Genomic DNA, 21,433 nt, shown 5'->3' with positions numbered 1-21,433 from the left:
AACCCCAAAACGGCTTGCTTCACGTTGTCCCGAAACGACGGCGATACTGCCTCACACTGTCTTCTCCGGCCACCGGCAGAGATCGTTGATCAGGCATACCTCGCAGCGCGGCTTGCGCGCGAGGCAGGTGTAGCGGCCGTGCAGGATCAGCCAATGATGGGCATGCAGCATGAATTCGGACGGGATCACCTTTTCGAGACCGAGCTCGACTTCGAGCGGCGTCTTGCCGGGCGCGAGCCCGGTGCGGTTGCCGACGCGGAAGACATGCGTGTCGACCGCCATGGTGTGCTCGCCAAAGGCCATGTTGAGCACGACGTTGGCGGTCTTGCGGCCCGCACCCGGCAGCGACTCGATTTCGGCGCGCGTGCGCGGCACCTCGCCGCCGAAATCGCTCAGCAGTTTTGCCGACAGTGCGATCACGTTCTTCGCCTTGGTGCGGTAGAGGCCGATGGTCTTGATGTATTCCCGCAGGCGTTCTTCGCCGAGGTCGAGCATCTTCTGCGGTGTATCGGCAATCTCGAACAATGCGCGCGTCGCCTTGTTGACGCCGGCATCGGTCGCCTGCGCCGACAGCACCACGGCGACCAGCAGCGTGAACGGATTGACGTGCTCGAGCTCGCCCCTCGGCTCGGGATTGGCCTGTTGGAAACGGCTGAAGGCTTCGCGAATTTCGGCCGGCGTCCACGGTCTGGGCGCTTTGAGCGATGGCTTCGCCGGCACCGCTTTCTTCGCGGGCTTCCGCTTCGCGGCGGCTGCCTTTGCCTTTTTCTTCGGCACCGCAGCTTTGCGCGGGGCCGGGTTGCGGGTGATTTTCGCCATGATCGGGATATACTGAGGGACGATGAACACAGGCAACGAAATTGAGCGGGAGAGCGAGCAGCAGATTTTCTCCGCGCTGCTGACGCCACATCGCTCGCTGAACCGCACCGGCTTCCTCGCCGTGATGCTGTTCCTGAGCGCCGTCAGCTTCGTCACCGGCATCGTCTTCCTGATGAAGGGCGCCTGGCCGGTGTTCGGCTTTTTCGGCCTCGACGTGCTGGTCGTCTGGTGGGCCTTCAAGGTCAATTTCCGCACCGCTCGGGCGCGCGAGGAGATCATCGTCACGACGTCGGAATTGCGCGTCCGGCGCATCAGTCATCACGGCCAAGTCGCCGAATGGACCTTCAATCCGCTCTGGGTGCGCGTCGACATGGAGGTCGACGAGGACTTTGGCATCGAGCATCTCTATCTGATCTCGCGCGGCCACCAGATCCAGATCGCAAGATTCCTGGGGCCTCACGAAAAAGCTAGTTTTTACAAAGGCTTGCTAGAGGCGCTGAACGCCGCCAGGCGCGGCCCGACCTACAATCCGATCGCCTGAGTCCCAGTCGGAAATCGGGTGGCTTCGAAGCCGGCCCTCTCCTACATTTCCGATCATGATGACACTCGCCATACACGACCAGCGCCTGACCAAGCCGGGCCCCCAGAACGCCGCACTGCGCGACTATGATTCGGTGCGCCGGGCGATCGCCTTCATCTCGGAGAACTGGCGCGCGCAGCCGACCATCGAGGCGATGGCGGATGCGGCCGGCGTCACCCCGGATGAGCTGCATCATCTGTTCCGCCGCTGGGCCTCAATCACGCCGAAGGCCTTCATGCAGGCGCTGACCCTCGACCACGCCAAGGGGCTGCTGCGGGACTCCGCGAGCATCCTCGACGCCGCGCTCGATTCGGGCCTCTCGGGTCCCGGCCGGCTGCACGATCTCTTCGTCACGCACGAGGCGATGTCGCCCGGTGAATGGAAGAACGGCGGTGCGGGCCTCATCTTGCGCTACGGCTTCCATCCCTCCCCCTTCGGCACGGCGATCGTGATCGCGACCGATCGTGGCCTCTCGGGCCTCGCTTTCGCCGATCCCGGCGAGGAGAAGGCCGCCCTCGCCGACATGACGCGGCGCTGGCCGAACGCCACTTACGTGGAAGACCACGAGGGCACCGCGCCGCTCGCGGCGCGCATCTTCGACACGAAACTGTGGCGACCGGACCAGCCGCTGCGTGTGGTGATGATCGGCACCGATTTCGAGGTGCGCGTGTGGGAGACGCTGTTGAAGATCCCGATGGGACGCGCGGTGTCCTATTCCGACATCGCCTGCAACATCAACAAGCCGAAGGCGTCACGCGCCGTCGGTGCGGCCGTCGGCAAGAACCCGATCTCCTTCGTCGTGCCCTGCCACCGCGCACTCGGCAAGAGCGGCACGCTCACCGGCTATCACTGGGGCATCACCCGCAAGCAGGCGATGCTTGGCTGGGAAGCCGGCCAAATCGCGCAGTAACCGCCGCGATCACGAGCGCTCCGGGATGACCGGCAGCACCACGTGCGACGGGCGATCGCGATCCAGATAGATGCTGTTGCGCGCCACGCGCCGCGACAGGCCCTTGCCTTCGGGGGCGCCGGTGTTCGGGTTGACGTCGAAATGCGGAAAATTGCTCGACGAGACGTCGAGCCGTATGCGGTGCCCGCGCTTGAAGAGATTGGAGGTGGGGAAAGCCTCAACCGTCACGGCAACGGGTTCGCCCGGCCGCAGCATCTCGGGCTTCTCCCAGGAATTGCGATAGCGCAGCCGGAGGATACCGTCGGTCAGGTTCATGGCGAAGCCCTGCGGATAATCCTCTGACGGCGGATAAACATCGATCAGCTTGATGGTGATGTCGGTATCGGGCTGATCGGACGAAACCCAGAGATGAGCCGCGATCGGCCCGGTGATCTCGACGTCCCTATCGAGCACCGGCGTCTCGAATACCAGCACGTCGGGGCGCGCGGCCAGCGGAAGATAAGGCTCGCGCGAGCCGAAGAAGCGCGGTCCCTCGGTCTGGTCGAATGCCCCGCCAACCATCACGGGAGCGCCCGACGTGACCGTGCCGCCGATCGTCGGCACCGGATGCGCCGGATCGAAATCGAACGTGATCGGCTCGGCTCCAGGCGCAGGCAGCTCCGGCGCCAGCCGTCCGTTCTCATGCAGATGATAGGGCGTGTTGCGCGCGTCCGGGATCGGCCAGTCCTTTTCGGTGCGCCAGCGCCCGCCGTGGTCGAGCCGGCCTGCGGCATTGCGGCGGCCGGAGCCGCCTCCCATGACGAAGATTCGCACCGGTGGTTCTTCGGCGACGCCGTTGGGCTCGCCTTTCAGCCAGGCGTCGAACCAGCGCAATCTCAGGCTCAGATAGTCCTGCGCCAGACTGCCATCGAGCGTGGCGGCAGATCCGAAATCGACGTCGCCTGCATAGGTCAGCGAGCGGTCGCCATGCGTCCAGGGGCCCAGGATCAACCTGACCGGACCCTTCTTGCGGGCCTTCAGACCGATGTAATTTTCGCTCGCCGTGCGCGGATAGGGATCATACCAGGCCGACATGTGCACCATCGGCGCGTCGCTGAACTGGCCGTAATAGCCGACGGCATAAATGCCGATCTGCTTCCAGTATCCGTCGAAATTGCCGTGTTCCCACTGGTCGTAGACGTAGTTCTCGTATTCGGGAGCGGGCGTCAGTGGAGAGTGGCCGCGCTTCCATGGCATGCGCGCGAACCAGGCCTTCAGGCCGATCGCCTTCATTTCGGCGAGCCGGACCGGATCGTCCTGGACCGCGGGGCTGACGATCCCGTTGTTGAAACCCCAGGTCACCTGCTTCAGCTCGAAGGCGCCGCCCTGGCGAATTCCGCCCTGGTAGGAATTGGAGAAGCCGCCGCTGTCGAGGAACATCGCGGCAATGCCCGGTGGATTGGTGCAGCCGAGCGCGCCCTGCGTGTGGGCCGCGTAGGACAGCCCCATGGTGCCGACCTTGCCGTTGCACCATGGCTGGGCCACGATCCATTTGCAGCAATCGTAGCCGTCGTTTCCATCGCTCAGATATTTGACGAACTCGCCTTCGGAATCATAGCGCCCACGGCAGTCCTGATAGATCACGACATAGCCGTTTCTTGCGAAGTACGCCGCGACCTCGGCCCGCGATTTCGGTTTCGGCTCCGCGACGGACAATTCGGATCGGCTGACGATGTTGCGGCCGTAGGGAGTCCGCTCGAGAATGACCGGAAACGGGCCTGGCAGCGCCTTCCCGTTCAGCGCGGGGCGGTAGACATCGGTGGCGAGCCTGATGCCATCGCGCATCGGCACCATGATTTTGGCTTCGAGGACCGTCTCGTAAGGTTCGGCCGCCTTTGCGGCACCGGCGACCGACAACAAACCAAGGCCAAGGCCGAGCTTGGCGGCTTCACGTCGGGAGATTCCGTTGCGTGCCGAACCGTCCTTCATGGAAGCCCGCCCTTTCGGCGCCGCTCCGCGCCAGCTCCGCAAACGACTACGACGCCAGGTCCAGCTTCGACGCCACCGTCGAATCCGCATTGAGCCGATAGATGATCGGCACACCGGTCGCGAGCTCGCGCTTCAAAATCCCTTCGGGCGACAGCTTCTCCAGCACCATGATCAGCGCGCGCAGCGAGTTGCCGTGGGCGGCGACCAGCGTGCGCTTGCCGTTGAGCACTCCGGGCAGGATTTCCTGCACGTAATAGGGCAGCGCGCGCGCGAGCGTGTCCTTCAGGCTTTCGCCGCCGGGCGGCGGCACGTCATAGGAGCGGCGCCAGATCAGCACCTGGTCCTCGCCCCACTTCTTGCGCGCATCGTCCTTGTTGAGGCCGGAGAGATCGCCATAGTCGCGCTCGTTCAGCGCGAGGTTCTTGAAAGTTGGCAGATCCTTCTGGCCGAGCTCGCCCAGGATCAGATTGAGTGTGTGCTGCGCGCGCGTCAGCACCGAGGTGTAGGCGACGTCGAACACGAGGCCCTGCGCCTTCAGCTTGCGGCCGGCTTCGGTTGCTTCCTTCACGCCGAGCTCGGTGAGATCAGGATCCTTCCAGCCGGTGAACAGGTTCTTCAGATTCCATTCGCTCTGGCCATGACGCACGAGCACGAGAAGACGTTCGCTCATTCTTTCCAATCCGTTCTCTAGATATCCGCGAGGCCGAGCACGTCGGCCATGGAGTAATGCCCCGGCTTCTTGCCATGCGCCCACAGCGCCGCCTTGAGCGCGCCGTGTGCGAACAGCATGCGATCTTCGGCGAGATGCGACAATGTCAGACGCTCGAACGGGCCGAGGAAGGTGACGCTGTGCTCGCCCGCGACGGTGCCACCGCGCAAGGAGGCAAAGCCGATCGCGCCGGGCTTGCGCGCACCGGTGATGCCATCGCGGCCGCGTTCCGAATGCTCGTCGTCGAGCGGGATGCCGCGACCGCTCGCTGCCGCCTGTCCCAGCATCAGCGCCGTGCCGGAGGGCGCATCGACCTTCATGCGGTGATGGGCTTCGACGATTTCGATGTCGAAGCTTTCGTCCAGCGCCTTGGCGACGCGCTTGACCACAGCGGCGAGCAGATTGACGCCCAGGCTCATATTGCCTGACTGCACCACGACCGCGCGGTTGGTGACGCTCTTGATGACGGCGTTATCCGAGGCCGACAACCCGGTGGTGCCGATGACGTGCACGATGCCGCGCTCGGCCGCGATCGCGACATTGGCAATGGTCGCGGCCGGCACGGTGAAATCCAGAATCCCGTCGGCATCCTTCGACATCGCCCAGAGGTCGGCGGACAGCTTGATGCCGTTGGCGGGAAGGCCCGCGAGCACGCCGGCATCCTTGCCGAGCAGCTCCGAGCCCGGCGCCTCGAGGGCGCCAGCCAGCACCGCGCCCTTGCTGTCGGCAATCGCCCGCGTCAGGGCGCGGCCCATCCGGCCGCCGGCTCCAGCAACAATCAAGCGCATGTCTGACATGGTGTGATCCTCTCAAGTCGCCGTTGTAGCGGCGGGACGCAGTTCCGGCAACCGAGGGGGATCAGGCGTAAATGACGCCACGTTCACCGTCATTCCGGGATGGTCCGAAGGACCAGACCTCAGGTGCGCGATTGCGCACCGGGGAATCTCGAGATTCCGGGTTCGGCTCTGCGAGCCGCCCCGGAACGACGGCGTGTCTTTATCCGTCTGCCGGCTGCGGGCCGTCATAGCCTTCGATGATGATGAGATCGGCGATCGAGTGCGGTTGGCGCACCTTGATGTTGGCCTGGTATTCCGGCGAGTTGTAGCAGGCGATCGCGGTCGCATAGTCGGGGAATTCGATCACCACGTTACGGGTGCGGCTGGCGCCTTCGACGGTGGTGAACTTGCCGGCGCGAACGACGAAGCGGCCACCCCATTTCTTGAAGATGGGACCATTGGCGACGGCATAGGGCTTGTAGCCCTCGTCATTGCTCACATCGACGCGTCCGATCCAGTAGCCTTTTGCCATTGTTCTTCTCCCTGGTTGTTCGTCAGCCGAGCGCCTGCGCGATCTCGGCGTGGATGGCGTCTGCCGTCGCCTTGGGGTCGGCGGCTTCGACCACCGGCCGACCGACGACGAGATAATCCGCGCCCGCGACAATCGCGCGACCGGGCGTCATGATGCGCTTCTGGTCGCCGGTTGCCGAGCCCGCCGGGCGAATGCCGGGTGTGACGAGATGCATCTGGTGGCCGATGATCCTGCGCAGGCTTCCTGCTTCCTCGGGCGAGGACACGAGGCCATCGACGCCAACCACCTGCGCCTGCTGCGCGCGCGCTTCGACAAGCTCGGAGACGCCGAGCCGGTAGCCGGCCGCGTGCAGGTCATCATCATTGTAGGACGTCAGCACCGTCACGGCGAGGATCTTCAGCTTCGAAGAGCCCCGTCCCTCGACGGCGCCCTTCATGGTCTGCGGATAGGCGTGCACGGTGAGGAAGGTGGCGCCCAGCCTGGTGATGCTCTCGACGCCTTGTGACACGGTGTTGCCGATGTCGTGCAGCTTGAGATCGAGAAAGACCTTCTTGCCGCTGTCGGCGAGCCTGGCGACCAGCGGAAGACCGCCGGCGTAAGCGAGACGATAGCCGATCTTGTAGAAGGTGACGCTGTCGCCAAGCTTTGCGATCATCGCCTCCGCGGCGTCCACGCTGGGCAAGTCGAGCGCAACGATCAGGCGGTCTTTCGGGGCGATTTCGGCTGGCGTCATGTCACCTCACATCATGCGTTGGGAAAGGTCGACCAATTGCCGCACCATCTCGTTCAGCCCGTCGCGATCGGCCTGGCTCTTGAGCCTGTCCATATCGTCATAGGCTTCTGCCGCAAAGGCGAGCGTGAACTGGCTGGCGATCACATTGGCGTGGCACGACGTCAAAATCAGCCGCAGCGCCTGCAGCGCGCGCGCTGCGCCAAGCCGGCTCTGCGACGCGCCGGCGAGCGCGAAGGCGCGGTTGCGGAAGACGTCGCCGCGTGCCTCGTGCGGATCCTGCACGCGGCTGACCCAGTCGATGGCATTCTTCAGCAGCGGTGGCACCGAGGCGTTGTATTCGGGCGAGACGATCAGCACGCCGTGATGCGCGCCGATCATGCGTTTGAGATTGATCGCGTGCTTGGGCACGCCGGATTTGGCCTGGAGATCGCCGTCGTAGATCGGCAGCGGAAAATCGGCGAGCGAGATGCGGGTGACGTCGACGCCGGCCCGGGCGAATTCATAAGCGGCGACCGCCGCCAGCTTCGCGTTGTGCGAGCCGGTGCGCAGCGAGCCGGGAATGACCAGGATCTTCGGGGCTGACATCCTCTTCCATACGTTCGGCGAAACGAGCCCGCCGCGCATGAAAGGAAGGCGGCGGAATTAATCCTTGCGATACACCCAGACGCGGGCCGGCGGAAGGTTCATCCAGATCCGTTCCGAGGCCTCTGTGGACACGCCGGGCAGCGATTTCGGGATCGGGGGCACCACAGCATAGGTGAACTGGACGAAGGGCGCGCCGGGTGCCAGCGCCAGGAAGGCGTCGCGAATGAGCCGCAGCCGCGTCAGCATCGGTTTCGTCACCAGCGGCAGGCCGGAGACGACGGCGGACGCCGGTGCGCTCAGCACATTCCAGAGCGTGTCGCGCAGGCGATAGGCATCGCCCTGCACCACGGTCGCCTGCGGATAGCGGTCGCGCAAGAGCGCGCAAAAGCCGGGATTGTACTCGACGAGGACGAGCCGCTTCTGATCAACGCCGCGCTCGATCAGCGCCGAAGTGATGGCGCCTGTACCAGGCCCGAGCTCGACCACCGGCGCGTCGGAATCGACATCGACGTAATGGGCCATGGTCCGGGCCAGCAACTTGCCCGACGGCATCACCGCGCCCATGTGCAGCGGCTTTTCGATCCATGATCTGAGAAAGCGCACCTCGTCGTCGAGACGGGGCTTCTTCAACGCACGCGCGGACGACGGCAATGGCATGTCTGGACCCGACGGGACGAGACCGCGTGACCGCGGCGTGTCAGAAAATGGTCATAAACAGGTATAGGCCGAATTGGATACGGTCAAGCCGGGTCAGTTCGCCCGATTACCGAAGAAATCCTTGACCTTGGCGAAGAAGCCCTCGGATTCCGGCTGGGTGTTGCCGGAGGAGAGTTTCTCGAACTCGGCCAGCAATTCCTGCTGCTTCTTGGTGAGATTCTGCGGGGTCTCGACCACGACCTGGACGTACATGTCGCCCATCTGGCGGGAGCGCAACACCGGCATACCCTTTGATGCGATGCGGAATCGGCGGGCCGACTGGGTTCCGGCGGGCACCTTCACCTTGGCCTTGCCCTTGTCGATGGTCGGCACCTCGAATTCACCACCGAGTGCGGCTGTGACCATCGAGATCGGCACACGGCAATGCAGGTCGGCGCCATCGCGCTGGAAGAATTGGTGCTGGGCCAGCGACAGGAAGATGTAGAGGTCGCCGGGCGGGCCGCCACGGACGCCGGCCTCGCCTTCGCCGGCGAGCCTGATCCTGGTGCCGTCCTCGACGCCTTGCGGGATGTTGACCGACAGCGTCCGCTCGCGCGTGACACGGCCCTGGCCCGAGCAGGACGGACAGGCATCCTCGATCATCTGGCCGCGGCCCTGACAGCCGGGGCAGGTGCGCTCGAGGGTGAAGAAGCCCTGCGACTGCCGCACACGGCCGGCGCCAGCGCAGGTCGAGCAGGTCTTCGGCTTGGTACCGGCCTTGGCGCCAATGCCGGAGCAGGCCTCGCAGGTGACCGAGACCGGAATCTCGATCTGCGCGGTCTTGCCGCCAAAGGCTTCCTCGAGGGTGATTTCCATGTTGTAGCGCAGATCGGCGCCACGCTCGCGGCCGCCTCGGCCGCGCTGCCCGGCCATGCCGAACAGGTCTTCGAAAATGTCGGAGAAGGAGGAGGCGAAGCCTGCGCCGAAGCCGGCACCGCCGCCGCCGGGACCACCCTGCTCGAACGCAGCATGGCCGAAACGGTCATAGGCCGCGCGCTTGTCCTTGTCTTTCAGGACTTCGTAGGCCTCGTTGATTTCCTTGAACTTGATCTCGCTGGTGTCGTCCCCGGGATTGCGGTCGGGGTGAAACTTCATCGCAAGCTTGCGGAAGGACGATTTAAGGGCGGACTCGTCGGCCGTGCGTTCGACTTCGAGGGTTTCGTAATAGCAGCGCTTGGTGGACGTGGACATGTTCAACTCGGTCTATCCAATCGCGATTCAAGTCGGGGCGAAACAGCGTTGCCATGCCGGGATATAGGCGCGCCTCCGCCTCGCGGCAGAGGGCTGCATGGCAGCGTTGAGAATAACGGCTGGAAATTGATCGATCGTAACGGGGAGGTGCCCCGCCGTATCGGACCAGACACGACGGCCTCCCCCTGAAAAGGGGGAGGCCAGAGAAGCGTGTGGGGTCCAAGCCGTCCGCATCATGACCCTCTCGGGCTTATGCGGACTTCTTGTTGTTCTTGTCGTCGTCGACCTCGGTGAATTCCGCGTCGACGACGTCGTCCTTGGCCGCATCCTTCTTGGCGTCGGCCTCGGCCTGCTGCTTGTACATGGCCTCGCCGAGCTTCATCGACGCCTGGGCCAGCGTGTTGGTCTTGGCCTTGATCGCCTCGGCATCGCTGCCCTTCAGCGCTTCCTTGAGGTCGCTGACGGCGTCCTCGATGGCGCGGCGCTCGGACTCGGCGACCTTCGAACCGTGCTCGGCCAGTGCCTTCTCGGTGGAGTGCACCAGCGCGTCGGCGTGGTTCTTGGCATCGACCGCCTCGCGGCGCTGCTTGTCGGCCGCAGCATTCGCTTCGGCGTCCTTGACCATCTTGTCGATGTCGGCTTCCGACAGGCCGCCCGAGGCCTGGATGCGGATCTGCTGCTCCTTGCCGGTGGCCTTGTCCTTGGCCGAGACGTTGACGATGCCGTTGGCGTCGATGTCGAAGGTCACCTCGATCTGCGGCATGCCGCGCGGAGCCGGCGGAATGCCCATCAGGTCGAACTGGCCGAGCATCTTGTTGTCGGCCGCCATTTCACGCTCGCCCTGGAAGACGCGGATGGTGACCGCGTTCTGGTTGTCCTCGGCGGTCGAGAACACCTGGCTCTTCTTGGTCGGGATCGTGGTGTTGCGGTCGATGATGCGGGTGAACACGCCGCCCAGCGTCTCGATGCCCAGCGACAGCGGGGTCACGTCGAGCAGCAGCACGTCCTTGACGTCGCCCTGGAGCACGCCGGCCTGGATCGCGGCACCGATCGCCACGACTTCGTCCGGGTTGACGCCCTTGTGCGGCTCCTTGCCGAACAGCTGCTTCACGACTTCCTGGACCTTCGGCATACGCGACATGCCGCCGACCAGAACGACTTCGCCGATCTCGCCGGCGGTGACGCCGGCGTCCTTCAGCGCCTTGCGGCAGGGCTCGACGGTCTTCTGCACGAGGTCGTCGACCAGCGCCTCGAACTTGGCGCGGGTGAGCTTCATCGTCAGATGCTTCGGGCCGGTCTGGTCCGCGGTGATGAAGGGCAGGTTGATCTCGGTCTGCGTCGTCGACGACAGCTCGATCTTGGCCTTTTCAGCGGCTTCCTTCAGGCGCTGCAACGCGAGCTTGTCGTTGCGCAGGTTGATGCCCTGCTCCTTCTGGAACTCGTCGGCGAGGTAGCCCACGAGGCGCATGTCGAAATCTTCGCCGCCGAGGAAGGTATCGCCGTTGGTCGACTTCACCTCGAACACGCCGTCGCCGATTTCGAGAATGGAAATATCGAACGTGCCGCCGCCAAGGTCGTAAACGGCGATCGTGCCGGCCTTGGTCTTGTCGAGGCCATAGGCGAGCGCGGCCGCAGTCGGCTCATTGATGATGCGCAGCACTTCGAGGCCCGCGATCTTGCCGGCATCCTTGGTGGCCTGGCGCTGGGCGTCGTTGAAGTAGGCCGGGACGGTGATGACCGCCTGGTCGACCTTCTGGCCGAGATGAGCTTCCGCGGTCTCCTTCATCTTCTGCAAGATGAACGCAGAGACCTGCGAGGGCGAATAGGTCTGGCCGTCGGCCTCGACCCAGGCGTCGCCGTTGGAAGCCTTCACGATCTTGTACGGAACGAGCTTCTTGTCCTTCTCGACCATCGGGTCGTCGTAGCGGCGGCCGATGAGGCGCTTCACTGCGAAGAACGTACGCTCCGGATTGGTCACGGCCTGACGCTTGGCAGGCTGACCGACGAGGCGCTCACCGTCATCAGTTACGGCGACGATCGAAGGCGTCGTGCGCATGCCTTCGGAATTTTCAATGACTTTGGCGTTCTTGCCATCCATCACGGCGACGCACGAATTCGTGGTGCCGAGGTCGATCCCAATGACCTTTCCCATGGTCCCGATATCCTTCTTTTTGCGGCAGGTTGGCTGGGCCCAGAAGGCACCCGAACCGAAACCCCCTAAGATCAAACATTCGCGATATTGCGATGGTTGAGGCTCATATAGGAGGGGGGGAGGGGGCCGCAAGGACCGAGCGCAAGTTTCGGCCGTGAAAACATTGGGTTTTGGAAGATCGTATCCGGGCTTCACCGTACTTGCAGGTGAGGAATTATTAACAGGGTCAGACCTCAGCCCGTCCCCGCCTCCGCGGCCCGCCCGGCCCTGTTACCGGAGCGTCAAACCCGCTACAAGGCGGCCAGCCGGGCAGCTTCGTCATCGGGCTGCTTCGCGCGACAAAGCGGCCCAATGACCGACCATCGTACGGCCTCAATGTGAACCAATCAGAGTGCCCATGAAGCTGACCCGCCCCCTCGCTGCGCTCGCCCTCCTCATTGCCACGGCATTTCCGGCGCTCGCTGCCGACGTCACCTACCCGCCCGGCTTGCGCCTCGGCATGGTGCCTCTGGTCGGCCTCAGCAAGGCAAAGACCTTCCCGGGCTTTGAGAACGAGGACGGCAGCGTCAAGGTGCTGATCACCGAGCTGCCGCCGGCGGCCTATAACGAGGTCGTCAGTGCCTTCAACGCCAACCCGGCCGGCAACAACGGCGTCAAGCCGGACAAGATCGAGACATCGGCAGGCCTTGCCTATTTTACCACCGAAAGCGGCAAGGCCGGCGACACGCTGGTGAAGCGCTATTCGATGATCGTGCCGGGCACCGGCTTCTCCGGCTATGTCGCGGTGCAGGTCCCCGAGAACGCCTCGAAGATCTACACCGACGAGGCGGTAAGGCAGATGTTTGCGACCGCCACCATCCGCAAGGAGGTGTCGGCTGACGAGCAGATCGGGCTGTTGCCGTTCAAGGTCACCGACCTCGCCGGCTTCAAGGACATCCGTACGCTGGTGCCGGGCTCGAGCATCATCCTGGCCGACGGCAATGAGAGCTCGGGCTATGAATCGAAGCCGTTCATGATCCTCGGCCTGATCGGCGCCACCCCGCAAGCCGCCGACGACCGCGCCCGTTTCGCCCAGGAGGCGGCGCTCCAGATCCCGGGCCTGCGCGAAACCAGGATCACCATGTCGGAGCCGATCCGCATCAACAGCCAGCCGGGCTTCGAGACCCGGATCGACGGCGTCAGCGGCAAGGACAAGACACCGGTGACGGTGGTGCAGTGGATCCGCTTCGGCGGCGGCACCTCGCTGCGGATCATCGCCAGCGCCCCGCGCGACCAGTGGTCCGACGCCTTCACCCGCTTCCGCGCCGTGCGCGACGGCATCCAGCCCAAGGGTTAGGCGAAGGCTCACCAGCGGCGGCTGCATTTTCGGGCTTTCGTTCGTACACGAACGGAATTAGGCTTCCCCTCACCGGATCAACCTTGAGGGGAGGCGGACGATGCTTAATCGACGACAGATCTTGGCGGCGTTGGGGACCACGGCGCTCGCGACCCTTGCTCCATCGGCGCTGCTTGCGGCGGCTCCGATCAAGCCGGACGATGCCTCTGCGTTGCTCGTGATCGACGTGCAGAACTGCTTCCTGCCGGGCGGCAGCCTCGCCGTGAAGGAAGGCGAGCAGGTCGTCCCTGTGATCAACAGAATCGCGAAAGCGTTTTCGAACGTGGTGATGACGCAGGATTGGCACACGCCCGGCCACGTCTCGTTCGCCTCCGTGCATTCCGGCAAGAAGCCGTTCGAGACGATCGACCTGCCCTACGGCAAGCAGGTGCTGTGGCCCGACCATTGCGTGCAGGGCACCGACGGCGCATCGCTGTCGAAGGATCTCTCGATCCCGCAGGCCGAGCTCATCATCCGCAAGGGCTTCCACAAGGACGTCGACAGCTATTCGGCGTTCCTCGAAGCCGACGGCAAGACATCCACGGGCCTTGCCGCCTACCTGAAATCGCGCCAGATCAAGCGCGTCTTCGTTGCCGGTCTGGCGACGGATTTCTGCGTCGCCTGGACCGCGCTCGATGCGCGCAAGGCCGGCTTCGAAGTCTATGTCGTGGAAGACGCCTGTCGCGGCATTGATACGCAGGGCTCGCTGGCCAAGGCCTGGGCCGATATGGCCAAGGCCGGCGTGAAGCGGATCCAGTCTGCGGATATTGCGAGCGCGTAAGGTTTTTGCGCCGTCATTCCGGTTCGATGCGAAGCATCGAACCGGAATGACACTCCTAATTTATCAATTCGCTTCGTTGCTGTTCGCCGCAGGTGCAGCCTTCGCCCCACCCTTGGCGACGCCGACCAGCGCGGGGCGCAGCACGCGCTCGCCGATGGTGTAGCCGGCCTGCATGACCTGCACGACGGTGCCCGCGGGCACCGAGGCATCCGGCACCTCGTACATCGCCTGCTGGAAGTTCGGATCGAACTTCTGGCCCGAGGGGTCGAATTTCTTCACGCCGTGTTTTTCCAGCGCGCTGAGAAGCGAACGCTCGGTGAGCTCGACGCCCTCGATCAAGGCGGTCATACCGGGATCGGCCGCAGCGCGGGTCTCGGGTGGAATGGCATCGAGCGCGCGCTGGAGATTGTCGGCGATGTCGAGCACGTCGCGGGCAAAACCGGTGACGCCATAGAGCTTGGAATCGGCGACTTCCTTGGCCGTGCGTTTGCGCAGGTTTTCCATCTCGGCCAGCGTCCGCAGCATGCGGTCGCGCGCCTCGGCGGCTTCCTTCTGCAGCAACTCCACCGAACCCGGCTCGGGATCATCAGGCATGATGTAGGGTTTTGACACCACGGGCTCGCCGGTCGCGGCAGTCGTGTCTTCGGGTTGCCGGTCTCGATCGGTCATCGGCTCTCTTCTCGAACTGGTCTGGGATAAAAGTTTGCCTGGGGATTTTGCTGGCCCGGATATCGTGCTTCGGGCGCTGAAAATCAAGCGCCCGTGATCGGCTGAAATGCCGGTCAGCCCCCCAGCAGGCGACTGACGATGCGCGCGGCGTAGTCCACGGTCGGGATCACGCGGGCATAATTCAGCCGGGTCGGCCCGATCACGCCCAAAACGCCGACGATACGGCCAGCGGCATCCCGATAGGGCGAGATGATGGTGGAGGAGCCCGACAGGGAGAACAACTTGTTCTCGCTGCCGATGAAAATACGCACGCCTTCAGCGGTTTCCGCGCGGCCGAGCAGGTCGATCACGCCGCGCTTGGTCTCGAGATCGTCGAACAGCAGCCGGACCCGCTCGAGATCCTCCAGCGCGTGCAGATCTTCCAGCAGATTGGCGTGGCCGCGAACGATGAGCTGGCGGTCCTCGTTCTCGCCGCCCGACCAGCTCGCGATCCCGGCCGCGATGACCTTCTGCGTCAATTGATCGAGCTCGGCGCGGGCCTCGGCGAGGGCGGTCTCCAGCTCCAGTCGCGCTTCGGCGAGCGTCCGGCCGCGAATGCGGGCGTTGAGGAAATTGCCGGCTTCGGTGATGGCCGAGGAGGGAACTCCCGGCGGCAGCGTCAGGACACGGTTTTCGACCTGGCCGTCCTCGCCGACCAGGATCACCAGCGCCTTCTCGGGTTCCAGCCGCACGAATTCGATGTGCTTGAGCCGGGTATTCGATTTCGGCGTCAGGACGACCGCCGCGGTACGGGTGAGCCCCGACAGCCGCGTCAGCGCCTGATCGAGCGCCGCTTCGACCGACTGGACCTGGCCGACAGAGGTCAGCTCGCTCTGGATCGACTGCCGCTCGGCCTCGTTGAGATCGCCGACCTGCATCAGGGCGTCGACAAAAAAGCGCAGGCCGAGTTCCGTCGGTAGCCGCCCGGCCGAGGTATGTGGCGCATAGATCAGGCCGAGCTGCTCCAGATCCGCCATGACATTGCGGACCGAGGCCGGCGACAGCGGCATCGCGATCAGGCGCGAAATATTGCGCGAACCGACCGGCTCGCCGGTCGCGAGGTAACTTTCGACAATTTGACGGAAGATGTCGCGGGAACGCTCGTTGAGCTGGGCTAGGCCTGCGCGCGGCGCGATCAGATGGATCGGATCGTGATGGGCCACTGACGGGTAACTCCTCTCAGATACTTGTAATTTGTCTATCCGAGGGGGTTCTGACAAGCGCGGCGTTTGCGGGGCGGATATCAGGGGGTGAAAAAGCCTTGCTGCTCACCCTTACCCCACCTACAAGCACCGCGAATAGCCAGACCCCGTTGAGTTTTGGAGGATTTCCCATGCGGCCAAGCCGCCGTGCGCCCGACGAATTGCGCCCCGTGACGCTGGAGCGTGGCGTGGTCAAATATGCGGAAGGCTCCTGCCTCGTGAAATTCGGCGACACCCATGTGCTGGTCACCGCCACGCTGGAAGACCGCCTGCCGCCGTGGCTGAAGGGCCAGGGCCGCGGCTGGGTCACCGCCGAATACGGCATGTTGCCGCGCGCGACCTCCGAACGCACCCGCCGCGAAGCGGCCGCTGGCAAGCAGAGCGGCCGCACCGTCGAGATCCAGCGCCTGATCGGCCGCTCGCTTCGCACCATCGTCGATCTCGAAGCGCTTGGCGAGCGCCAGATCACGGTCGATTGCGACGTGCTTCAGGCCGACGGCGGCACCCGCACCGCCTCGATCACCGGCGCCTGGGTCGCGCTCGCCGACTGCATCAACTGGATGAAGGCGCGCAACATGATCAAGGCCAACGTGATGCGCGACAACGTCGCCGCGATCTCCTGCGGCATCTACAACGGCACGCCGGTGCTTGATCTCGACTATGCCGAGGATTCGGAAGCCGAGACAGACGCCAATTTCGTCATGACCGGCGATGGCCGCATCATCGAGGTGCAGGGAACCGCGGAACGCGAGCCGTTCACGCAGGACGAGCTCCTGAAGCTGATCGGCCTGGCGCAGAAGGGCATCGCGCGCCTGGTGGACTTGCAGAAACTGGCCGTCGCGTAGTCAATAGGCCCATGCATCGCCGAATCACCGGAAAGCTCGTCATCGCGACCCACAATCCCGGCAAGCTCGCCGAGATGAAGGAGCTGCTTGCGCCTCACGGCATCGAGGCGGTGTCGGCCGGTGAGCTCGGACTGCCCGAGCCTGATGAAACAGGCAACGATTTCCGCAGCAACGCCGCGATCAAGGCGATCGCGGCGGCGCAGGCGACCGGGCTTGCGTCCTTCGCCGACGATTCCGGCATCGTGGTCGACGCGCTCGACGGCGCCCCCGGCATCTACAGCGCGCGCTGGGCAGGTCCCTCCAAGGATTTCGCCGCCGCGATGGCGCAGATCGAGCGCCTGTTGCAGGAACGCGGCGCCACCACGCCGGACAAGCGCAAGGCCCATTTCGTCTCCGCGCTCTGCGTCGCCTGGCCCGATCATCATCTTGAAGAGGTCGAGGCGCGCGTCGACGGGACGCTGGTCTGGCCGCCGCGCGGCACCGCCGGTTTTGGTTACGATCCGATGTTCTTGCCCGAGGGGCACACCCGCACCTTCGGCGAGATGGAAAGCATCGAGAAGCACGGCCTGCCGCCGCTCGGCCTCGGCCTGTCGCACCGCGCCCGCGCCTTCGTGAAACTGGCGGAGATCTGCCTTGAGCCGCGCTAACAGGGATGCGTTCGGCGTCTACGTGCACTGGCCGTTCTGCCTGTCGAAGTGTCCCTATTGCGACTTCAACAGCCACGTCCGCCACGCCGCGATCGACGAGGCACGTTTTGCATCAGCCTTCGCGCGCGAGATCGCGACGACGGCCGAGCGCGCGCCCGGCCGCGAGGTCACCTCGATCTTTCTTGGCGGCGGCACGCCGTCATTGATGCAGCCGGCAACCGTCGGCGCCGTGCTCGATGCCATCGGCAAGAACTGGAAAGTTGCCAACGACGTCGAAGTGACACTGGAAGCGAACCCGACCAGCGTCGAAGCCACCCGCTTTGCAGGCTATCGCGCCGCCGGCGTCAACCGCGTCTCGCTTGGCGTGCAGGCGCTCGATGATGCCTCGCTGAAAGCGCTCGGCCGCATGCACAGCGCGCGCGAGGCGCTCGATGCCGTCGCCATCGCGCGCCGCTCGTTCGACCGCTACTCGTTCGATCTGATCTACGCCCGTCCCGACCAGACGCCGGCGATGTGGGCCGATGAACTGCGTCTCGCCATCGATGAAGCGGCCGAGCACCTGTCGCTCTATCAATTGACGATCGAGGAAGGCACGCCGTTCTTCGGGCTGCACCAGGCCGGCAAATTGAAGACGCCGGACGAAGCGATTGCACGCGCACTTTATGACGTGACGCAGGAAACCTGCGACAGGCTCGGCCTGCCCGCTTACGAGATTTCCAATCACGCGCGCCGCGGCGCCGAGTGCCGGCACAATCTGGTGTACTGGCGCGGCGAAGAATATGCCGGCATCGGTCCGGGTGCGCATGGCCGCCTGGACATCGACGGCGTGCGCCATGCAACCGCAACCGAGAAGCGGCCCGAAGCCTGGCTGATGCGGGTCGAGAGCAGCGGCCACGGTGTCGTCACCGACGACCTGCTCAACAGCGAAGAACGCGCCGACGAATTCCTGCTGATGGGATTGCGTTTGGCCGAGGGCATCGATCCCGAGCGTTACAAAGCGCTGTCCGGCCGCCCGCTCGACCCCAAGCGCATCGCGCTGCTGCGCGAGGAGGGCGCGATCACGGTCGATGCGACGGGCCGGTTGCGCGTGACGAGCAGCGGTTTTCCGGTGCTGGATGCGGTGGTCGCGGATCTCGCGGCGTAGGCATTAACGACATCGGCGGTGCGCTCCCTCGCCCGCTTGCGGGAGAGGGTTGGGGAGAGGGTGTCTCTGCAACGGGACAATCCCCAAGAGGAAAGAACCCTCACCCGGCGCTACGCGCCGACCTCTCCCGCAAGCGGGAGAGGTGAGCCACCTACGCCCCAAAACTCTTCGGCGAGCCCGCGACCGCAACACCGCCGCCGGTCGTCACCTTCATCACCGCGAGGCCACGCTCATTGGTGCCGTCGGCACGGAAGCGGAACAGGCCGTCGATGCCGGCAAAGCCCGAGGGGTTGGTGAGCACGTCGGACGAGAAGCGCGTGGTGCCCTGCGTGCGCGCGAGGGCTGCGACGAGGGCAACCGCGTCATAGGCGAGCGTCGCCGTGCGGATCGGCTCGGCGCCGTATTTGGTGCGGTAGCGGCCGGAGAAGCCGCGGAAGCCGGCGGGATCGGGCGCGGCGTAGAGACCGCCCTGCAGGTTCGAGCTCGCATAGACGCGCGGACTGTCCCACAGGCCGGTACCGAGCAGCTGGATGTTGCGCAAATTGGCGCCCGCCGCGGTCATCGCGTCCGCGACCGCGACGACGTTATCGCCGTCGTCGGCCATGAACAGCGCATCCGCGCTGCCGAGCTGCTGCGCCACGGTGCGCGCCGGCGTCGCGCGATCAGCGCCGTATTTCTCGAATGCGACGACGCGCCCGCCGCGCCTGGGCACCGCGGCCTTCACGGCGGCCTCGACCACATTGCCGTAGGCATTATCAGGCACGAGCACCGCGACCGAGCGTTTTCCAATGCTCGCGGAATATTCGATGATGCGGTTGACGTCGGACTCCGGCAGGAAGCTCAGCAGATACACGCCGCGGCCGGCGATGCTCGAATCGGTCGAGAACGCGATCACCGAGATGCCGCGCGTACGCGCGACCTGCGCCACCGCGGGGACAGACTGCGCGAACAGCGGCCCCAGAATGATCTCGGCGCCTTCGTCGACGGCCTGCTGTGCGCCGGCCTGCGCGCCCTGCGGGCTGCCATTGTCGTCCTTGATCAGGAGCTGGATGTTGGGGTTCTGGAACTCGGCCAGCGCCATCTCGGCGGCATTGCGCATGGATTGCGCGGCGAGCCCGGCATTGCCCGCGGCGGAGAGCGGCAGGATCACCGCAACCTTCACACCGCCAGTGCCGGCGGTGGTCGCCTGTTGCGGCGGACCGGCCGGCTGGGCCGGTGGCGGCGAGGAACTCGAGAACGGATTGGAGAACTGGCTGAGGCTCTGCTGTACACCGGCGCAGGCCGAGAGCAGGGGCGTGCCGAGCAGCAGGCCAAGCGCACTCCGCCGGGTCGCCCCTGACATCAGGGGTCCCTGGACGGGAGACTTCAGATCACGCGGGCCCACCATCTCAACTTCTCTTCTGACCGGCCGCAGGCGGCCAATCACGACACTCTTGCCACGACACGAGCCGCGGATTCAGGCATATTGTCGGCAAATAGTTAACCAAAACAAAAGGATAATGACCGCTTAACGCGGTCGCGCCTTAAATCCTGACCAGCTGTCCGCCGTCCGTCACATCAGCATCAAGGCGGCGTTTCCGCCGTGAATATGACGCTGGTGCTCCACTCCCTCCGAAATGTGATGCCTCAGGGATCACATTCCAGTCTGCCCCACCTGTTACCCACGGCAGGATCTTTTTCGGGGGACAGGTTCCCAGCCTCTGACATCATGCCTAAGTTCGATTCATTATGCGCGCAAAGCCGGCCCCGATAAATACGACTGAAGCTGCGGACGCCACCCCGCGCGGTTTCTCGATTGACGCCGTCAGGCTCACAGCGCCGAAGGCGGCGGCCGGGCTCCATCTGGTCGCGACGCCGATCGGCAATCTCGGCGACATCACGTTGCGCGCGCTGCAGACGCTCGCCGGGGTCGACGTCATCGCCTGCGAGGACACCAGGATCACGCGGCGCCTGACGGAGCGTTACGATATCTCGGCGCAGCTCAAGCAATATCATGAGCACAATGCCGAAGCCGCGCGGCCCAGGATCCTGGAAGCGCTGGCGGCCGGCGGCTCGATCGCGCTGGTATCGGACGCCGGCACACCCCTGATCTCCGATCCCGGCTACAAGCTGGTGCGTGAAGCCTGCGCTGCCGGCCATGCCGTCTACGCGCTGCCCGGCCCGTCCTCGGTGCTGGCGGCGCTGTCGGTCGCGGCCCTGCCGACCGACCGCTTCTTCTTCGAGGGCTTTTTGCCGGCGAAATCCGCCGCCCGGCGGTCGCGCCTCACTGAACTTGCCCGTATCGATGCGACGCTGGTGATGTTCGAATCCGGCAATCGCGTGCAGGACACGCTTGCCGAGCTTGCCGAGATCATGGGGGCCCGCGACGCTGCGATCTGCCGCGAGCTGACCAAGCTGCACGAGGAGGTTTCGCGCGCAACGCTGAGCGAACTCGCGCGGAAGGCCGATGGCCTGGAGACGCGCGGCGAATTCGTGCTGGTGATCGCCCCGCCTGCTGCGGACGCCGACGTGCTGACATCGGACGCGCTCGACGATCTGCTGCGCGCGCAGCTCGCCACAAACAGCGTGAAGGACGCCGTCGCGCATGCGGTCGCGCTCTCGGGCCGGCCGCGCCGCGAGGTCTATGCCCGCGCGCTCGAGCTCGCCAAGAATTCGCGCAAGGATCTGCGGGGTGACGATGGCGAAGATTAAGGACATCGCGGAGCCGAAAGTCGCCTCGCCCGAACGCGTCGCCGCGTTCCGCACCGGCATCTCGGCCGAGAGCCGCGCCGCGGCCTATCTGATGGCGAAGGGCTACCGCATCCTGGCAAAGCGCTACCGCACACCCCATGGCGAGATCGACCTCGTGGCGCGCCGCCGCAACCTGATCGCCTTCGTCGAGGTCAAGGCGCGCGCCAGCCTCGATGAGGCCGCCTATGCGGTGACGCCGCGCCAGCAGCAGCGCATCATCGATGCCGCGCAGGGCTGGCTTGCAGCGCATCCCGAGCATGCGGAATTCGAATTGCGATTCGACGCCATGCTGATTGCGCCGCGGTCACTTCCGCGCCATGTGTTGGCGGCATTCGACGCCTCGACCTGAA

22 protein-coding genes are annotated in these 21,433 nt (G+C 64.9%); 9 read left to right on the top strand and 13 right to left on the bottom strand.

Annotation, left to right across the window (positions count from 1 at the left end; genetic code table 11):
- Positions 1–51 precede the first annotated feature (51 nt).
- Positions 52–819, bottom strand: a complete 768-nt coding sequence (gene nth, locus JQ621_RS15445) for an endonuclease III (RefSeq protein ID WP_212235571.1) — start codon at positions 817–819, stop codon at positions 52–54.
- A gap of 22 nt (positions 820–841) precedes the next feature.
- Here nth and JQ621_RS15440 point away from each other — a divergent pair, with 22 nt between their 5' ends.
- Both JQ621_RS15440 and JQ621_RS15435 read left to right on the top strand, forming a co-directional pair.
- Positions 842–1,360 carry a DUF2244 domain-containing protein gene (locus JQ621_RS15440; protein ID WP_212235570.1) on the top strand — a complete coding sequence of 173 codons (519 nt, stop codon included), beginning with the start codon at positions 842–844 and terminating at the stop codon, positions 1,358–1,360.
- 55 nt (positions 1,361–1,415) lie between these two features.
- Positions 1,416–2,309 (top strand): methylated-DNA--[protein]-cysteine S-methyltransferase, encoded by an 894-nt coding sequence (locus JQ621_RS15435; RefSeq protein ID WP_212235569.1) that lies wholly within the window; start codon positions 1,416–1,418, stop codon positions 2,307–2,309.
- Between the two features lie 9 nt (positions 2,310–2,318).
- Here the strand turns inward: JQ621_RS15435 and JQ621_RS15430 are convergent, their stop codons facing one another.
- The 9 genes from JQ621_RS15430 to dnaK all read right to left on the bottom strand — a co-directional run bounded on the left by JQ621_RS15430 (position 2,319) and on the right by dnaK (position 11,651).
- Positions 2,319–4,277 carry a CocE/NonD family hydrolase gene (locus JQ621_RS15430; protein ID WP_249125310.1) on the bottom strand — a complete coding sequence of 653 codons (1,959 nt, stop codon included), beginning with the start codon at positions 4,275–4,277 and terminating at the stop codon, positions 2,319–2,321.
- Between the two features lie 46 nt (positions 4,278–4,323).
- Positions 4,324–4,947 carry a 2,3-bisphosphoglycerate-dependent phosphoglycerate mutase gene (locus JQ621_RS15425; RefSeq protein WP_212235568.1) on the bottom strand — a complete coding sequence of 208 codons (624 nt, stop codon included), beginning with the start codon at positions 4,945–4,947 and terminating at the stop codon, positions 4,324–4,326.
- A 17-nt stretch (positions 4,948–4,964) separates the two neighbouring features.
- Complete coding sequence (gene dapB, locus JQ621_RS15420; protein ID WP_212235567.1) at positions 4,965–5,783, bottom strand: 4-hydroxy-tetrahydrodipicolinate reductase; 819 nt, start codon at positions 5,781–5,783, stop codon at positions 4,965–4,967.
- Between the two features lie 199 nt (positions 5,784–5,982).
- Complete coding sequence (locus JQ621_RS15415; protein ID WP_212235566.1) at positions 5,983–6,294, bottom strand: DUF1330 domain-containing protein; 312 nt, start codon at positions 6,292–6,294, stop codon at positions 5,983–5,985.
- Between the two features lie 22 nt (positions 6,295–6,316).
- Complete coding sequence (gene pyrF, locus JQ621_RS15410) at positions 6,317–7,027, bottom strand: orotidine-5'-phosphate decarboxylase (RefSeq protein WP_212235565.1); 711 nt, start codon at positions 7,025–7,027, stop codon at positions 6,317–6,319.
- 6 nt (positions 7,028–7,033) lie between these two features.
- A complete protein-coding gene (locus JQ621_RS15405) occupies positions 7,034–7,612 on the bottom strand; it encodes an NADPH-dependent FMN reductase (protein ID WP_212235564.1) in 579 nt (192 codons plus the stop codon).
- Between the two features lie 57 nt (positions 7,613–7,669).
- Positions 7,670–8,269, bottom strand: coding sequence for a class I SAM-dependent methyltransferase (locus JQ621_RS15400; protein WP_212235563.1), 600 nt, complete (start codon positions 8,267–8,269; stop codon positions 7,670–7,672).
- A 93-nt stretch (positions 8,270–8,362) separates the two neighbouring features.
- Positions 8,363–9,499: a molecular chaperone DnaJ gene (gene dnaJ, locus JQ621_RS15395; RefSeq protein ID WP_212235562.1), complete on the bottom strand. Its 1,137-nt coding sequence runs from the start codon at positions 9,497–9,499 to the stop codon at positions 8,363–8,365.
- A gap of 250 nt (positions 9,500–9,749) precedes the next feature.
- Positions 9,750–11,651 carry a molecular chaperone DnaK gene (gene dnaK / locus JQ621_RS15390; protein ID WP_212235561.1) on the bottom strand — a complete coding sequence of 634 codons (1,902 nt, stop codon included), beginning with the start codon at positions 11,649–11,651 and terminating at the stop codon, positions 9,750–9,752.
- 397 nt (positions 11,652–12,048) lie between these two features.
- On the opposite strand from dnaK, the gene JQ621_RS15385 reads away from it, so the two are divergent.
- Positions 12,049–12,987: a hypothetical protein gene (locus JQ621_RS15385; protein ID WP_212235560.1), complete on the top strand. Its 939-nt coding sequence runs from the start codon at positions 12,049–12,051 to the stop codon at positions 12,985–12,987.
- Positions 12,988–13,087: 100 nt separating this feature from the next.
- A complete protein-coding gene (pncA, locus tag JQ621_RS15380; protein WP_212235559.1) occupies positions 13,088–13,807 on the top strand; it encodes a bifunctional nicotinamidase/pyrazinamidase in 720 nt (239 codons plus the stop codon).
- Between the two features lie 63 nt (positions 13,808–13,870).
- Here pncA and grpE read toward each other — a convergent pair whose 3' ends face one another.
- A complete protein-coding gene (gene grpE / locus JQ621_RS15375) occupies positions 13,871–14,476 on the bottom strand; it encodes a nucleotide exchange factor GrpE (protein WP_212235558.1) in 606 nt (201 codons plus the stop codon).
- A 113-nt stretch (positions 14,477–14,589) separates the two neighbouring features.
- A complete protein-coding gene (gene hrcA / locus JQ621_RS15370; protein WP_212235557.1) occupies positions 14,590–15,678 on the bottom strand; it encodes a heat-inducible transcriptional repressor HrcA in 1,089 nt (362 codons plus the stop codon).
- A gap of 170 nt (positions 15,679–15,848) precedes the next feature.
- Between hrcA and rph the strand changes: the two genes are divergently transcribed.
- The 3 genes from rph to hemW are packed head-to-tail and all read left to right on the top strand — an operon-like array spanning position 15,849 to position 18,353.
- A complete protein-coding gene (gene rph, locus JQ621_RS15365; RefSeq protein WP_212235556.1) occupies positions 15,849–16,562 on the top strand; it encodes a ribonuclease PH in 714 nt (237 codons plus the stop codon).
- An 11-nt stretch (positions 16,563–16,573) separates the two neighbouring features.
- Positions 16,574–17,209: an RdgB/HAM1 family non-canonical purine NTP pyrophosphatase gene (gene rdgB, locus JQ621_RS15360; protein ID WP_212235555.1), complete on the top strand. Its 636-nt coding sequence runs from the start codon at positions 16,574–16,576 to the stop codon at positions 17,207–17,209.
- A complete protein-coding gene (hemW, locus tag JQ621_RS15355) occupies positions 17,196–18,353 on the top strand; it encodes a radical SAM family heme chaperone HemW (RefSeq protein ID WP_212235554.1) in 1,158 nt (385 codons plus the stop codon). Before rdgB ends, hemW begins: the two co-directional genes overlap by 14 nt.
- A 151-nt stretch (positions 18,354–18,504) precedes the next feature.
- Here hemW and JQ621_RS15350 read toward each other — a convergent pair whose 3' ends face one another.
- The gene (locus JQ621_RS15350; RefSeq protein ID WP_212235553.1) at positions 18,505–19,740 is read right to left on the bottom strand and encodes a penicillin-binding protein activator; all 1,236 of its coding nucleotides are present in this window, start codon (positions 19,738–19,740) and stop codon (positions 18,505–18,507) included.
- Between the two features lie 341 nt (positions 19,741–20,081).
- Here JQ621_RS15350 and rsmI point away from each other — a divergent pair, with 341 nt between their 5' ends.
- Both rsmI and JQ621_RS15340 read left to right on the top strand, forming a co-directional pair.
- Positions 20,082–21,044, top strand: coding sequence for a 16S rRNA (cytidine(1402)-2'-O)-methyltransferase (rsmI, locus tag JQ621_RS15345; protein ID WP_212235552.1), 963 nt, complete (start codon positions 20,082–20,084; stop codon positions 21,042–21,044).
- Complete coding sequence (locus tag JQ621_RS15340; RefSeq protein ID WP_212235551.1) at positions 21,031–21,432, top strand: YraN family protein; 402 nt, start codon at positions 21,031–21,033, stop codon at positions 21,430–21,432. Before rsmI ends, JQ621_RS15340 begins: the two co-directional genes overlap by 14 nt.
- Position 21,433 lies beyond the last annotated feature (1 nt).

This window comes from Bradyrhizobium manausense (assembly GCF_018129685.1).
In the GTDB taxonomy this organism is placed as follows: Bacteria; Pseudomonadota; Alphaproteobacteria; order Rhizobiales; family Xanthobacteraceae; genus Bradyrhizobium; species Bradyrhizobium manausense_D.
The sequence above is the reverse complement of the archived record's forward strand: the minus strand, read 5'-3'. Positions and strand labels throughout refer to the sequence as shown.